15 protein-coding genes are annotated in these 13649 nt (G+C 50.7%); 7 read left to right on the forward strand and 8 right to left on the reverse strand.

The genetic code is table 11. The features are described from left to right. Positions 1-241 precede the first annotated feature (241 nt). A complete protein-coding gene (locus tag ACO08I_RS13140; RefSeq protein ID WP_044216824.1) occupies positions 242-790 on the forward strand; it encodes an acyloxyacyl hydrolase in 549 nt (182 codons plus the stop codon). 101 nt (positions 791-891) lie between these two features. Next, positions 892-1875 (forward strand): hypothetical protein, encoded by a 984-nt coding sequence (locus ACO08I_RS13145; protein WP_421949543.1) that lies wholly within the window; start codon positions 892-894, stop codon positions 1873-1875. On the opposite strand, the gene ACO08I_RS13150 is transcribed toward ACO08I_RS13145, so the two are convergent. The 6 genes from ACO08I_RS13150 to ACO08I_RS13175 form a co-directional block, all read right to left on the reverse strand. After that, positions 1872-2534 carry an endonuclease V gene (locus ACO08I_RS13150; RefSeq protein WP_421949544.1) on the reverse strand — a complete coding sequence of 221 codons (663 nt, stop codon included), beginning with the start codon at positions 2532-2534 and terminating at the stop codon, positions 1872-1874. The two genes, ACO08I_RS13145 and ACO08I_RS13150, sit on opposite strands and share 4 nt — an antisense overlap. Continuing rightward, positions 2527-2865 (reverse strand): hypothetical protein, encoded by a 339-nt coding sequence (locus ACO08I_RS13155; RefSeq protein ID WP_421949545.1) that lies wholly within the window; start codon positions 2863-2865, stop codon positions 2527-2529. The genes ACO08I_RS13150 and ACO08I_RS13155 overlap by 8 nt, the downstream gene beginning before the upstream one ends. Positions 2866-2978: 113 nt before the next feature. Continuing rightward, entirely contained in the window at positions 2979-4103 is a 1125-nt protein-coding gene (locus ACO08I_RS13160) for an IS701 family transposase (protein ID WP_421946784.1), read from the reverse strand. A gap of 41 nt (positions 4104-4144) precedes the next feature. Then, positions 4145-4525 (reverse strand): hypothetical protein, encoded by a 381-nt coding sequence (locus ACO08I_RS13165; RefSeq protein ID WP_421949546.1) that lies wholly within the window; start codon positions 4523-4525, stop codon positions 4145-4147. Position 4526: 1 nt separating this feature from the next. Continuing rightward, positions 4527-5852 (reverse strand): ABC transporter permease, encoded by a 1326-nt coding sequence (locus ACO08I_RS13170; RefSeq protein ID WP_282774087.1) that lies wholly within the window; start codon positions 5850-5852, stop codon positions 4527-4529. 19 nt (positions 5853-5871) lie between these two features. After that, entirely contained in the window at positions 5872-6768 is an 897-nt protein-coding gene (locus ACO08I_RS13175; RefSeq protein ID WP_282774085.1) for an ABC transporter ATP-binding protein, read from the reverse strand. Between the two features lie 320 nt (positions 6769-7088). Here ACO08I_RS13175 and ACO08I_RS13180 point away from each other — a divergent pair, with 320 nt between their 5' ends. Next, positions 7089-7766 (forward strand): hypothetical protein, encoded by a 678-nt coding sequence (locus ACO08I_RS13180; protein ID WP_421949547.1) that lies wholly within the window; start codon positions 7089-7091, stop codon positions 7764-7766. 60 nt (positions 7767-7826) lie between these two features. On the opposite strand, the gene ACO08I_RS13185 is transcribed toward ACO08I_RS13180, so the two are convergent. Next, complete coding sequence (locus ACO08I_RS13185) at positions 7827-8462, reverse strand: thymidine kinase (RefSeq protein ID WP_282781593.1); 636 nt, start codon at positions 8460-8462, stop codon at positions 7827-7829. Between the two features lie 202 nt (positions 8463-8664). On the opposite strand from ACO08I_RS13185, the gene ACO08I_RS13190 reads away from it, so the two are divergent. The 3 genes from ACO08I_RS13190 to ACO08I_RS13200 all read left to right on the forward strand — a co-directional run bounded on the left by ACO08I_RS13190 (position 8665) and on the right by ACO08I_RS13200 (position 11469). Continuing rightward, on the forward strand, positions 8665-8991 hold the full coding sequence (locus ACO08I_RS13190; RefSeq protein ID WP_044216832.1) for a HesB/IscA family protein: 327 nt from the start codon (positions 8665-8667) through the stop codon (positions 8989-8991). Positions 8992-9139: 148 nt separating this feature from the next. Next, positions 9140-10222 (forward strand): hypothetical protein, encoded by a 1083-nt coding sequence (locus tag ACO08I_RS13195; RefSeq protein ID WP_421949548.1) that lies wholly within the window; start codon positions 9140-9142, stop codon positions 10220-10222. A gap of 89 nt (positions 10223-10311) precedes the next feature. Continuing rightward, positions 10312-11469: a glycosyltransferase family 4 protein gene (locus ACO08I_RS13200; RefSeq protein ID WP_282781598.1), complete on the forward strand. Its 1158-nt coding sequence runs from the start codon at positions 10312-10314 to the stop codon at positions 11467-11469. Here ACO08I_RS13200 and ACO08I_RS13205 read toward each other — a convergent pair. Beyond that, entirely contained in the window at positions 11466-12818 is a 1353-nt protein-coding gene (locus ACO08I_RS13205; protein ID WP_202965203.1) for a mechanosensitive ion channel family protein, read from the reverse strand. The genes ACO08I_RS13200 and ACO08I_RS13205 overlap by 4 nt on opposite strands. Before the next feature lie 144 nt (positions 12819-12962). On the opposite strand from ACO08I_RS13205, the gene ACO08I_RS13210 reads away from it, so the two are divergent. Further along, complete coding sequence (locus tag ACO08I_RS13210) at positions 12963-13631, forward strand: hypothetical protein (RefSeq protein WP_081968608.1); 669 nt, start codon at positions 12963-12965, stop codon at positions 13629-13631. Positions 13632-13649: the final 18 nt, after the last annotated feature.

Here is a 13649-nt window from a genome sequence, read left to right on the forward strand (position 1 = left end):
GTCAGGACAGGCGCAAGCCACTTCTCAGCGTAGATGCTGACATTGAGTAGGTTTGCTGTGGCAAACCACTTAATCGTCAGTATATAAGGCTCAGAACCTTCTCAATCGCCATAGCAACCATCCTTCGCGCCCTCTGCGTGAATCCCAGGTAAGCCATCGCTGTACCTGACAGAACACAAAACCAAAGGGATGACCAAGATAAGGAATTCTCCCTTACCTTTGCTGCACAAACAGCAGGACCATGGCCCGACTTCAATTTTGGATGTTTCTTCTTTTTCTCCCGGCACTGGGCATGGCCCAACAAGCCAACCGGCAGCACTACACCGGGCTCAACCTTGGCGTCAGTGTCATTCAGGAAGACCTGCGGGAAGGATATGCTTATCAACCTTTCACTTTACTGGCGGAAACCTCACTCTGGCTCATAGGTCCGGTATCGGTTTATGCAGAGGGGCAGTTTGTCTATGCTGATACTCCCATAGAACCGGGCGCCGTTTACGAAACCGGCCTGAATATGGGCTTCCGGTATCAGGCGCAGCTTTCGGAGCGGTGGCTTTTGGGGGCGGCCATTGGAGCCGGACCGCATTACATCACCCTCAATACAGAAAGCCAGGCGCCGGGCTTTATCTTTTCTGATAATTTTGAACTGGGCTTTTCTTATCTCCCACCTGCCAGAGACTGGGGCATCAATCTGCGCACCCGTTTTCGGCACATCTCCAATGCCGGCTTCAAATACCCGAATCTGGGCCTGGATAATCTCTTTGTCATTATTGGCATTCGGCAACAGATTTAGCCCTTTCGCATTTGAGGAACTAAAACATAGGAGATCTTTTGTTGTTATAACAACGTTCTGCTTTCGTAGCGAGCACTTGCACAATAAAAAACCCTTCACTGATGAGATTCCTTACCATAATTTGCAGTTTGAGCTTCGTGCTTTTTGGATGTAATACAGGTCAGGAGGCACCGGATAGAGCTACATCCAACGCCACGCCCGTCCAAACAGCTGCCTTTACTTTTGCTGACCAAGACCCGGGGTTGAGCGATTACTGGTATCAGGGCAAGGCTGAAATCAGCCGGTATGATTTGGAGCAAAACCGCTATCAAGATGTACACCCGGGAGAAGCCGTTGCTATTTTTGTAACGGAGGATTTCCTGACCGACAAGCAGGTCAAAAATGATAATTACAGCAACCCCAACAGCACACCGGTACTAAAGACAAACCTGCTGCGCAAATTCCCCACCGGCATTTATGACTACAGCATTATGACCTCTGTCTTCACACCCACTAAAGTGAAGGATTACCCCCAGACGCTGAAGGTTTCCACCACGGCACAGGATTGGTGCGGGCACGCTTACATGCAGCTCAATTACGAAGAAGAGCAGTACCGCATGCAACTGCATTCCTACTTTGAAAATGAGGCGGACCAGGACAAGAAGGTGGGCTACGCAATGCTGGAAGACGAGCTGTTCAACCGCATCCGGATCCATCCGGAAGGATTGCCGACCGGGCAGATCGAGATCATTCCGGCAACCACGGTGATCCGCCTGCGCCATTTACCTTTTAAAGCCTATACCGCCAAGGTCACTCACGGCGATTACAGCGGTACCGATTTTGAAGGCAGCAACCTCAAGGTATATACGCTGGAATATCCCGAACTAAAGCGAACGCTATCCATCGTTTACCAGGCTGAATCCCCCTACATTATTGAGGGCTGGAAAGACACCTATCCTTCCGCATTTGACCGGCAACCCCGTACCACGCTGGCCCGGCGGACGAATACTATTTTATCGCCTTACTGGAAATTAAATAGCCGTGAAGATATGCCCGAGCGGCAGCGGTTGGATATGGAAGTATTCCCTGGAAAAGCGGAGGATTAACCCCGGAATGCCTGCCGGGCCGCCTGATCGGCGCGGCGCATGGGCTCGATGTTGCGGTATTTGTCCATCAGCTGCTTTACGGTTTCCAGCGCAGTACCCTGACTCACTTTATGCCCGGCGCTGACGAATACCGGCTTAACATTTTTGCGGGTGCGCAGGGCATGCCCCACTATTTTTTCATTTAGCATAATGGGCAATACAGCGCCCTGTTCCGGCGGCAGTTCGCCTGTGTAGGGAAGCAGCGTATCCTTAGCTAGCCCAATTACCGGGTAGCCGGTAGTTACGCCCAGCCAGCAGGCCAGCCCGAACTGCCGGGGATGGTTGGTCCCATGCCCATCGGTTATGATCACTTTAGGGTAGCGGTTGAATTCCCGGGCGATATCCTCCAGGGCATTGACCAGCAGGGGTCCCTCACGAAAAGCGAAAAAGCCCGGTGCGTAAGGAACCGTCACCTCGTAAGTTTTGATCACCGTACCAACAGGCTCGTTGGGCCAGCGCAAGACATCCACGGCTACTGCACCAATATCCCCTTGATACTGCACGTCTGTAGTAAAAACCCAATCACCAGGATTTAGCGCCAAGTCCTGCCGCGAAGATTGCGGAATGCGCACTTGTTGCGCCAAGTCCAGTTGACGTTCCCGCAGAGCTTGTTTATCCATTTTTCAGGTAGTTGTGAAGGCGTTCCAGTTGAGGGCGGTTGCGGAGCAGAGCGCCTGCAGTAACCTGAGCCGTCTTAGCCTCTTTCAGGTTGGGAAAGCGTAGGGTTTTGTAAGCGGCTGAGTACTTCCACAGTAAATCCAGAAAGTTGAAGTAGAGGTTGTACTTTTCGTAGGAAGGGATTTCCACCAGTTCAAATCCCAGCCGTTTCGCGGTCCGCTCGCTGAAAAAGTAGGAGCTGCCTTTGATCAGGGTTTCCTCTGAGACCTCTCCTTTTTCCACCAAGTCTGTCAAATGAAGCAGCCCTTCCAGATAATAACTGACCTTTCGCACGCGAAAGGTTATGACAATTGAAAAAGTTAGCAGTACTCAGGGTGCTTGGCACAGCAAGCCCACTCAGTGCATGGCACTGAAAAAGCACTCGCATGAACAAGTTAATCAAGGCCTTACCCCAAAAGAGGGGTGGCTAGCCCATCCGGCGGTCCAATTTTAGGGACATAGGCTTTGAGCCTTTGCACCTCTTGAAAAGCCGCCCTGAGGGCATTGACATAAATTTTGGTTTTTAGGGCAAAGTGGTTGGTCTGCTCTTTTGCAGCCAGCAGTTCGAGTTTAGTCCAGGCAATCATGGCAGCAAAAACATGGTTGCACTGGGATGTCTCGTGCTTGGTGGGGGACTTTTCCAGCCCCACGTTTTGTTTGAGCGATTTGTGGAATACCTCCACTCCCCAGCGTGTCCCGTAGGTTGTGCAGATAGCTGGGCCGCTTAGCTCCAGATCGTTGGTGACCAGGTACAAGTCTCCAGTTGAGCCGTCTTGGTTTATAAAGACCTGCTTGACCAACTGGACTTGGAAATCCAGCCCTTTGAGGTAAACAGTAATGGCCTGGCCTGCTTGCAGTTCTAGCCCGTCGACTCGGTGGAACTTGCCTTCCAGCTTGTCTTCCATGCTAAGGGCGACCTTGCGGTTGCTCTTCAAGGCACTGATGAAATGCTTGCCCAGCTCATAATGCACGAACTCGAAGTTCTCCTTGGCAGCAAACCAAGTGTCCCATACCACATAGCGGAAGGGCACGCGGTTGTATTTGACAAGTGCAAAAAGCTGGTCGCGCAGCATCTCGTTCTTGCTGCGGGGGCTGCGCTTCTTTACCTGCCCGCTTTTGGCATCCACGTATTCTTGCGACTTGCGCACGATCTCAAAAGCAACAGGCAGCTCTATGCCCTGTGGGCTCTGGTAAAGGAAATTCAGGATGTTGATCCCTTTGGTGTGCCCCGCTTTCGGCTTCTTGGAGTGGTCCCAGTGCCAAGTGACCACTTCATTCTCCGTAGAGTGCGGCTTCTCCTCGATCGTGTCATCTATCTTGATGACCGCGTCCGGGTGCTCCACTTTACGTACCAAAGGCTTTATGCAACGCCAATAGTCCTTTGCCGTGAAGGCTTCCTGCCCTAAAAAACGGCTGATCTTGTCATGGCTCAGTGCCTGATCGGTCAGCTCGGACAAGCCGGTGGCTGTCGCCATGCGAAACGATGCCAGCAGGTAGTCCGAATACAAGTCAAGTAACTTTGGGTCTTTCATCTTGCGCTCCTTTGAGCTGCAAGATAACTGCCCCAACATTATTAATCAATTTTCCAAATCTTTCGCGTGCGAAAGGTCAGATAATAAGTCAGGATGCGGCGGCGCAGGGGCGCACCGGCGGGCGTGCCCCGCAGCACAAAAAGGTAGTCGAAAGAAGTACCGTTGTGCAGTCCCCAAACCTTTTCATTGGGCGCATACACCAACAGCATGGGCGACAGATAGCGGTACAGCCCGATGAGCCTGAAGAAAGGCGTGAAGGCAAATTGTATCGCCGGGACAATGAGCAAGAGCAGCGGAATGTAAAAGAGCCAGTGCTCTGTGCCATATATGATGACTTTACCGGTAAGGTAAGCGCCGGCAGCAAAAAGCAGTAACGCCAGAATCCATTGTACGGCCTTGGGCCAGGTGTAAAATGTATTCATATTAGTCCTTGTAAAAGAGCCATTTGCCCAGTTCCTTAAGTGTCACTTTCTTACCGTACATGAGAATACCTACCCGGTAGATCCGCCCGGACAACCAGACAAAAAAGATCGCTGTGGCGGCCAACAGGACGACCGACAGCACCACTTCCCAGACCGGAGGCGAAAAGGCCAGCCGGGCCGGCATCACAATTGGCGAAAAGAGCGGGAATATAGACGACCATACTGCCAAACTCGAATTGGGGGCCTGTATAGCCACAATCATAATGTAAAACGCCAGGATCACCGGAATGGTAATCGGGATGGTTAGGGATTGCCCTTCGCCCAGATCATCGCCCATAGCTGAGCCCACTGCCGCGAACATGGAGGAGTACAAAAAGTACCCGCCCAGGAAGAAGAAAATAAACATCGGCAGGATGAGCCACCAGTTGAGGCTTTTAAACTCCTCAATGGCAAGGGCGACCATAGCTTCTGTGTCCTCCGGGTTGAAATTGGCAGCGCCGGGCTGCTGTTGTGCCATTTCCATTTGCGCACTGGAATCAATGCCAAAGAGCAGGCTGCTCACCAGTATGATAATCGGGATCAGGATAGCCCAAATGGCGACCTGCGTCAGCCCTACCGCGCCAACGCCTACAATTTTGCCCAACATCAACTGAAAGGGGCGGACGCTGGAAATCATGACCTCTACAATACGGCTGGTCTTTTCTTCCATCACCGAGCGCATGACCATCATGCCATAGATAAAGACCACGATGTACATGATGATGCCCATGATGCCTCCAATACCGGCGGCAATAGCTCCGGTGAGCTTACTGGCATCCGCGCTTTCGTCATCAATGGGCTCCGGCTCCAGCTCGATGCGGGTATCAATCGCTTCCAGTTGCTGAGGGTCTAGCTGAAGGGCTTCAATTTTGTAATCGCGCATTTGTCCCCGCACCCGGTCACGGATCAGCGCATCTATATCCAGGGAGGGCTGCTTGTCGGCATAGTAGTAAATAGTGTGGCGGGTAGCCATCACATCTTTGACCTTGGGCACGACAAGAATGCCATCGTAGTCGAAGTCATCAAAATTTTGGCGGAGGGTTTCCAGGTCCGTGTCCACAAATTTGAAGTACAAATTCTCTTCATCTTTGATAGACCGGTCGAAGATATTGCCTTCATCGATGATGGCAATGCGCCGGGAATCGTCGCTCTCATACTGAAAGATCAGGCCCGCCACTACGAAAAACAAGCCAAAGGCCAGCGGGGTCAGCAAGGTAGCCAAGATGAAGGAGCGGCGGGTCACCCGTGTGAGGTATTCCCGCTTTATGATGAGCCAAAGCTTATCCATGATCGTTGTTTAGGGTTAATTAGTTGACCTGACGAATGAAAATTTCGTTCAGTGTAGGCAGGATTTCCTGAAAGCGCTTCACAAAAACACCCCGGTCGAGCATCGCGCGGAGGAGGGTATTCGACTCGGTTGTTTCTGCCACTTGTACGGTGAGCCGCCCGGGCTGTTGATCAATAACTTTAGCCCGTTCCAGCAGGCCCTCCGGCAGCTCACCCTCGTATTCCAGTTCGAACAGGTTTTGCTTGAAGCGGTCTTTGACGGCGCTGACTTTGCCCTCCAGCACATTCTCGCCTTTGTTGATGAGTACGATGTGCTCGCAAATTTCCTCGACCTGCTCCATGCGGTGGGTGGAGAATATGATGCTCATGCCCTTCCCGCGCAAGCTGTGGATTTCGTCCTTGATCAGGTTGGTATTGACGGGGTCCAGCCCGGAAAAGGGCTCGTCCAGGATCAGCAGCTTAGGCTCGTGGACGACAGTCGCTATAAACTGAATCTTCTGCTGCATGCCCTTGGAGAGCTCTTCCACCTTTTTGTCCCACCAGTCCTCAATGCCAAATTTTTCCATCCAGCCGCTGATCTTGGCCTTGGCATCTGTAGCGGATAAGCCTTTGAGGCGGGCCAGGTAGGTCAGGTGCTCGCCCACTTTCATTTTGCGGTAAAGCCCCCGCTCCTCCGGCATATAGCCAATTTCCTCGGGGTGGCGGCTGTTGAGCTTTTCGCCATCCAGAAACACGGTGCCCTCATCGGCCCGGGTTATGGTGGTGATGATGCGGATAAGGGAAGTCTTGCCTGCTCCATTCGGTCCCAGGAGCCCAAAGATACTCCCGGCGGGCACTTCGAAACTCACGTCATTGACAGCGACGTGCTTTTCGTAAGCCTTCACAATATTTTGAATATCAAGTATAGGTCTGCTCACGGTTCAATAGGTTGTGGCAGGGAAGATAAGCCCATTTCTGCGGGGGAAGCAAGAAATTCGGTTAGGGATTGGGATTTTTGGATGAATGGGATAAGATAAATACTATGGTATACTTGTTAGACGCAGTCTTTTTAGCCCCGTAGCACTTGCGGAATTTTAATTAACACTGGTGAAAACTATAAATAAAGCAGGTTGCGAAGCAAAATGCTAACTATTCACTATTTTAGAGCCAATATGGATCGTCTCATGCATAGTATTCCCGATTTATTAGTACTTTAAACGGAAGTCGATTGAATCATTCATAAGTTATGACTCTTTGCTTGCTATACAATAAGGAGAAGTTTACATTTTCTGGCTTATGCCTGATGCTTTTTCTATTGGCAAGTTGCATAAATGATAAAGGCCTTAACGATGACGAAGGTGAAGCTGTTCCTGATACAACATGGCTGAGCTCCAATTATTCTTTAAGTCTGGAAGGGACTTTATCAACCTACAGCGATGAAGATATAGGATATGACTTTTGTACCGATGTCAGCACAAGGAGTATTTCAACCTACAAGCATTACGGTGACTCCACAGTAGTTTACGAGGTGATATTAAGCCCGCTTAATATCGTTAACCAACCGAAAGTGCTCAGCTATGCGTTCTACGTGTACTGGAATCGATTTGAAGAGACAGACCTTTCGCTTTACAATGCTGTCACTGATATCATTCAAGGCAACTCCTCGCGGAAATATCATTTGCAATTTTCGATAAGGGATGAGGATGTAAGTTACTCCAATAGCTTTTTCTATACAGAGCGTACTACAAACACTGATGCCGATTCTGATTCGGAATCAATCCTTCGCATCCCTGAGAACATTGATTGCAGGGTTTACGGAGAAAGGGTATGCGAATTAAATTTTCAGTACTCCGGATTCGTTTATTCCAATGGCAAAGCAGATTCCTTGTTTGTGGATTATTTCGATTTACAACTCTTTTTGCCTTTGTCGTTGTGAACCGGGTCCCTCCCGTACTAAGTGCCTGGCATCATCGAAGCTTTTATTTTTTTCAAAGCCCTACATCCGCCGCACCTTCCCTTCCTGTTGCGCTTGGCTGGCTGGCTTCTCCGTCTTCAGGTCCAGAATATTGCCCATATGGTAGCAGGTGCGGCAGCGGGCCTCATAGGTATCCTTTTCGCCCAGCACAACGGTATGGTCATCTGCCGAAAGGCGGTAGGAATGGGTGGCCAGGTTGCCGCAGTGCTGACAGATGGCGTGCACTTTGGTGATGTACTCCGCCACGGCCAGCAGATTGGGCATGGGGCCGAAGGGCTTGCCCCGGAAGTCCATATCCAACCCCGCCACAATGACGCGCAGCCCGCGCAGGGCCAGCATCTGACAGACCTCCGGCAGGTCCTCATCAAAGAACTGCGCCTCATCTACCCCGATGACATTGACGCCCTCGGTCAGCTCCAGCAGGCGGCGGGAGTGCTCGATCGGCGTGGAGAGGATGTAGTTGGCATCGTGGGACACCACTTTGGCCTCATCGTAGCGCGTATCGACCTTGGGCTTGAAGATTTCCACCCGCTGATTGGCAATTTTGGCGCGCTTCAGGCGGCGGATCAATTCCTCGGTCTTACCGGAAAACATGGACCCGCAGATGATTTCTATCCATCCGCTGCGCTGTCCCTTAAAATGCGGTTCTAAAAACATAGGCTCAGGGTTGAACGCCTAAAGTTACGGCACCGGGAAGGGATTAAAAAATAATCCGGAGCATGGGCCTGATTTTTCTGCCCCATCTTATGGAAAAGTGCGCTGCTGCAAAGGTGTGAACTTGACTGGCTCTGCTAATGTTACTAACTTTGATCTTCCGGTGGAATAGCCGGTGTGTCTAAATGATAAATATTGGTCCGCCATGATAAAAGTTGCAGAAAGCGCAAAAAGCCAGATTGCAGAGATTCGTAAAGCCAAGAATTACGGAGCCGATTACTTTGTCCGGGTATGGGTCACGAGCGGGGGCTGTTCCGGGCTAACCTATCAACTGGAGTTTTCCAATGAGGCTAAAGCCGATGATCAGGTCTTTGAAGACAACGGCGAGAAAGTCGTCACCGATCTGCGCAGCTTCATTTACCTTTGTAACACCACGCTGGAGTTTTCCGGCGGGCTCAATGGGGAGGGCTTTGTATTCAACAACCCGAATGCCTCCCGCACCTGCGCCTGCGGAGAAAGCTTTGCTGTTTAGGAAAAGAGTTTTAAACCCACTACTTGCTTATGTTTATTGTCGATGCTTTCCACAAATCGGGTAGTGGGCTCTGTTTCTGTTAATTGCTTTATAACGCCCAATAGTCAATTTGTACGGAGCTATTATTAATCCCAAACTGTAAAATGGTATGGTACAAATTGCAAACCCAATCTACGATGTGGTATTCAAATACCTCATGCGCGACGAGAAACTAGCTCGTCTTTTACTGTCTGCCATTATTGGAGAAGAAGTCATCAGCCTTGACTTTCGCCCGACTGAGCATCACTTCCCCCTTGGGGAGAACCTGATGGTGCTTCGGATGGATTTCAGCGCCAGGATAAGGTATGCCAATGGAGAGGAGCAACTGATCATCCTGGAATTGCAAAAAGCCAAGCTTGCCACGGATATCATGCGCTTCCGGCGTTACCTGGGCGAACAGTACAGGAATAAGAACAACGTTGTACAGGAGTCTCCGGAAGATTATGCTTCCAGGCAGGCACTGCCTATACTGAGCATCTACTTTCTCGGGCATAAGCTTGAACATACTACTGCTCCGGTTATCCGGGTTAACCGGCAGTACATTGATGCGGCTACCGGAGAAGAAATTGAAGGCCGGGAAATCTTCATCGAAAGCCTCACGCACGATAGCATCATCATCCAAATCCCTTATCTGAAAGGGCACCGGCGCACCGAACTGGAGCAGCTGCTTGCGCTTTTTGACCAATCCTATGCTACCAACGACCGGCACATGCTGCATATTGAAGAAACCGAGCTGCCCGAACGGTACCGTCCCCTGCTACGACGCCTGCAACAGGCCATTGCGGAACCGGTGGTCAGAGAAATCATGGATGCCGAAGATGACCTGATTGAAGAGTTCAAAGATTACCAGCGGCAATTAGCCGATAAAGAACTACAACTTACCAAAGTAGAGCTGGAGATAGCCAAAAAGGAGGAGGTCATTTCACAGAAGGAGGAAGTCATTTCACAGAAGGAGGAGGTCATTTCACAGAAGGAGGAGGTCATTTCACAGAAGGAGGAGGTCATTTCACAGAAGGAGGAAGTCATTTCACAGAAAGAGGAGGTGCTTTCCCGGAAAGAGGAAGAGCTGCAGCAAGCCCGTCAGCAGTTACAACTGGCGATCAAAACACTTTTCGAGGCCGGGCAGACACCGGAGCACATAGCAGGAATTATGAATTTGCCTTTGGAAAAGGTAAAACAATTGCTAAATTGAAGCAGTTCCTTTTGCATAAAACCGTCAATTGTATTGATCCAATGCCTGACTCCTTTTGTTCTACTTCAGCTACCAACGCCTGACCGCCTATGCTACGCATCGGATATGACGCAAGGCAGTTGTACAATAATTTTACCGGGCCCGGCAACTACAGCCGTACGCTCCTCTCCAATCTCGCGGAGTACTATCCGGACAATGCCTATTTCCTGTATACGCCGCGCCTGACCCGTAACGAAGAGACGCAGTTCTTCCTCAACAGTGCCTTGTACAATACCCACATGCCCCGCCGAAAAGGGTTCCCGCTGCTATGGCAAAATTTTGGTATCAAACGTGACCTGAAGCGGCAACGCATACAGCTCTTTCACGGTCTTAATCAGTCTCTGCCCTTTGGCTTATCCAAAACGGGAATTAAAAGTGTGGTCACGGTGCATGACCTGATTTTCAAACGATTCCCTAAGCAGTATACTTTTTCGCGCCGGCTGGCGCTTGACTTCAGACTTAAGTACGCTTGCCGGGAGGCAGACCACATCGTAGCTATTAGCGAAAATACCCGGCAGGACCTGCTGCACTTTTATGAGGTGCCACCGGAGAAGGTATCGGTTATTTACCAGTCCTGCCACGAGCGCTATATGCAGGAACGGTCAAATAAAACCCTGGAAGCGGTAAGGCAGCGGTACCAGTTACCTAAAGAATATATTTTATCGGTGGGTGCCATCATACCACGCAAGAATTTATCCGGGGTCATCAAAGCATTATCCATAATGCCTGCATCAGAACGGATTCCACTTGTAGTTGTGGGCAGAGGTGCCAGGCATAAGCAGCAAATCCTTCGTTTGGCCAAGCAACTGCAAATCAGCGATCATATCCACTTTGCAGATGTCCGCTTTAACGACCTCCCGGCAGTCTACCAAAGTGCCTCTCTTTTTGTCTATCCTTCGCTTTATGAGGGCTTCGGTATTCCTATTCTCGAAGCGCTGTTTAGTAAAGTCCCGGTTTTGACGTCCGATACCGCTTCCCTGCCTGAAGCAGGCGGCCCCGGAGCACATCTGACAGACCCCACACAACCCGAAGCTATTGCCGAGGGTATCCGAAAAGTGCTTACCGATACCGAATACCAGGCCCGGCTCATCCATGACGGCTTTGAACATGCCCAACAATTCCTGGGCGAGCCCCTTTCCGAAAAAATGATTGATCTGTACGAAGAACTAATTGGAGAAGAATACCTGACCCCGGAACAGATAACTTAACCTCCTCCCTTCATCCAAACATCGCGTTGTGGGAATGGAATGGTGACACCATTTTCCCGGAAAGCGTGGTCAACCTTAAAACGCATATCACTCTTGACATCCTCGATTCGGATGAACTCGTGCGACCAGAAGTGGAGCTCAAAGTCGAGGGAAGAGTCTCCAAAATCCACAAAACGCACAAAAGGTGCCGGGTGGCGGATGACTTCCGCATTGCTCCGCGCGATATCCAGCAGCAACTGCTTGACCAGCTCCGTATCCGATCCGTAGGCCACACCCACCTTAATGTAAAAGCGGGCCTTATTGTCGTTGTGGCTCCAGTTGACAAAATGCTGAACGATCAGGCGGGAGTTGGGGACAATCACAACGATGTTATCACGGGTCTCCACCAGCGAAGTCCGCACGCCAATCCGTTTTACCGTACCGATAAGGCCGTCCACTTCCACTACATCACCGACCTCTGCCCGGCGCTCGAACAACAGGATCACACCAGAGAACAAATCCTTGAACGTTTCCTGAAGGCCTAGCCCCACGCCCACCAGTAGCGCCGCTGCACCGCCCCAAATCAGGGTAAGCGTAAAGCCAAGTGCCTCCAGCGCCATCAGCCCGGCAATGATATAAACGAAGTATTGCAGCAGCTGATTGAAGGCATACTGCGAGCCCACATTAATCTGCTTGCTCCGGTAGTACTGACTGAGGATAAGCTGAATGATCATCCAACTGAACAATCGCGCCAGCACAATAATGAACGCCGCATTCAGAAGATTGGAGACTGAGAAATTCCGGGTTTGCCCGTCCTCCGCACCAGCGGGTTTATAAGTGTAAAACACCCAGTCTATTTCAAAAGCCTGTACAATAAAGAGCAGCGCCAGGATGTATACGGCATATTGTACCGTACGATTCGTCTTGTTTTTGGAATCCGTTTGATAGCGGTCCAACTCCACGGGGTCTTCCCTCCGGTTACGATAATAATTGGTAACCAGCAGACGCGAAATGACGAAGTCCAGCAGGCGGGCAAACTGCCAGATCAGCATCGCCTGAACGAAAGTGGAGATGAACAGGTTGGGTGCATTCTCATTGGTAGTCTCCACCAGCTGCCGGTCGAGTTGCAGCACCGCAATTAGCGCGACGGCTGCCATCAGGACCAGTAAGGTGCCTAAAATCCGGCGGGCTTTGCGGCGTTCCTCCTGTGGCAGCTCCAGGTGAGCGGCAATTTTTGGAAAAAGCCGGCGGGCGACCAGCCAGTACAGGAAAGCAAGCACAATCAGAATACTGGTACCCAGCACCACCTGCCCCAGGCGCAGCGCCCATCCATTGTACTCCAGTATTATCTGATCAAATATCTCCTGCATAGCCCTGATCTTGACGGAAAGTTAAGCAGACCGTTGTTGAAAACGGAATGGATGACTAAATATTTGCATATTCTTTACTGCCGGGCAGGGTCAACTTTACTCTTGCATAATTTGTATCTTTAGGCGCAACCAAAACGTCGTTACATGCTGAAACCACTGGCTCAGGTCATCTCCGTACTTTTCCACCCCCTATTGATTGTGACCTACATGCTGGTTCTCCTCTTGCTGATCAATCCCTACCTCTTCGGAGTATACAGCATTGGCGATAAGTTTAGCAAGCTGCTCATTCTGCAGGTGTTCCTGTCTACCTTTTTTATTCCCGGGTTTGCTGTAGCCATGCTGCGCTTTACCGGGCTGGTGAGTTCCCTGGAGATGAAGACGAAGCAGGAGCGCATCGGCCCCTACGTCATCACGGGCATGTTTTACATTTGGATGTTCCGCAACTTCCTGGGCAATGCACAGGTGCCTAATGCCTTTTCCGCTTTTCTGCTGGGGGCAGCGATTGGCCTGTTTATTGCTTTTTTCATCAATATCTTTTCCAAAATCAGTGCGCACGCTGTGGGTATGGGCGGCCTGTTGGGTATGGTGGTCATTACCCTGCTGCTCTTTAGCCACGACACCTTCCTCATCAATCTTGGCGCAATCGGCGTCTATGAAGTCAGCATGTACTGGGTGCTGATGCTTACAGTGCTCCTGGCCGGGCTCGTTGGCACCTGCCGCCTCATTCTGCAGGCGCATGAACCAACTGACCTCTACGGCGGTTACCTCGTCGGATTCGTATCGCAATTTATCGCGCTGCGCTTCATGTTTTAGGACTCAAAACCAACCCAT

Source organism: Phaeodactylibacter xiamenensis, assembly GCF_965229835.1.
In the GTDB taxonomy this organism is placed as follows: domain Bacteria; phylum Bacteroidota; class Bacteroidia; order Chitinophagales; family Saprospiraceae; genus Phaeodactylibacter; species Phaeodactylibacter xiamenensis.

What these genes read in the sequence shown, in the direction of transcription:
- ACO08I_RS13140 (WP_044216824.1), top strand. Translation starts at nt 242, where the DNA reads ATGGCCCGACTTCAATTTTGGATGTTTCTTCTTTTTCTCCCGGCACTG.
- ACO08I_RS13145 (WP_421949543.1), top strand. Translation starts at nt 892, where the DNA reads ATGAGATTCCTTACCATAATTTGCAGTTTGAGCTTCGTGCTTTTTGGA.
- ACO08I_RS13150 (WP_421949544.1), bottom strand. Translation starts at nt 2,534, where the DNA reads ATGGATAAACAAGCTCTGCGGGAACGTCAACTGGACTTGGCGCAACAA.
- ACO08I_RS13160 (WP_421946784.1), bottom strand. Translation starts at nt 4,103, where the DNA reads ATGAAAGACCCAAAGTTACTTGACTTGTATTCGGACTACCTGCTGGCA.
- ACO08I_RS13165 (WP_421949546.1), bottom strand. Translation starts at nt 4,525, where the DNA reads ATGAATACATTTTACACCTGGCCCAAGGCCGTACAATGGATTCTGGCG.
- ACO08I_RS13170 (WP_282774087.1), bottom strand. Translation starts at nt 5,852, where the DNA reads ATGGATAAGCTTTGGCTCATCATAAAGCGGGAATACCTCACACGGGTG.
- ACO08I_RS13185 (WP_282781593.1), bottom strand. Translation starts at nt 8,462, where the DNA reads ATGTTTTTAGAACCGCATTTTAAGGGACAGCGCAGCGGATGGATAGAA.
- ACO08I_RS13190 (WP_044216832.1), top strand. Translation starts at nt 8,665, where the DNA reads ATGATAAAAGTTGCAGAAAGCGCAAAAAGCCAGATTGCAGAGATTCGT.
- ACO08I_RS13195 (WP_421949548.1), top strand. Translation starts at nt 9,140, where the DNA reads ATGGTACAAATTGCAAACCCAATCTACGATGTGGTATTCAAATACCTC.
- ACO08I_RS13200 (WP_282781598.1), top strand. Translation starts at nt 10,312, where the DNA reads ATGCTACGCATCGGATATGACGCAAGGCAGTTGTACAATAATTTTACC.
- ACO08I_RS13205 (WP_202965203.1), bottom strand. Translation starts at nt 12,818, where the DNA reads ATGCAGGAGATATTTGATCAGATAATACTGGAGTACAATGGATGGGCG.
- ACO08I_RS13210 (WP_081968608.1), top strand. Translation starts at nt 12,963, where the DNA reads ATGCTGAAACCACTGGCTCAGGTCATCTCCGTACTTTTCCACCCCCTA.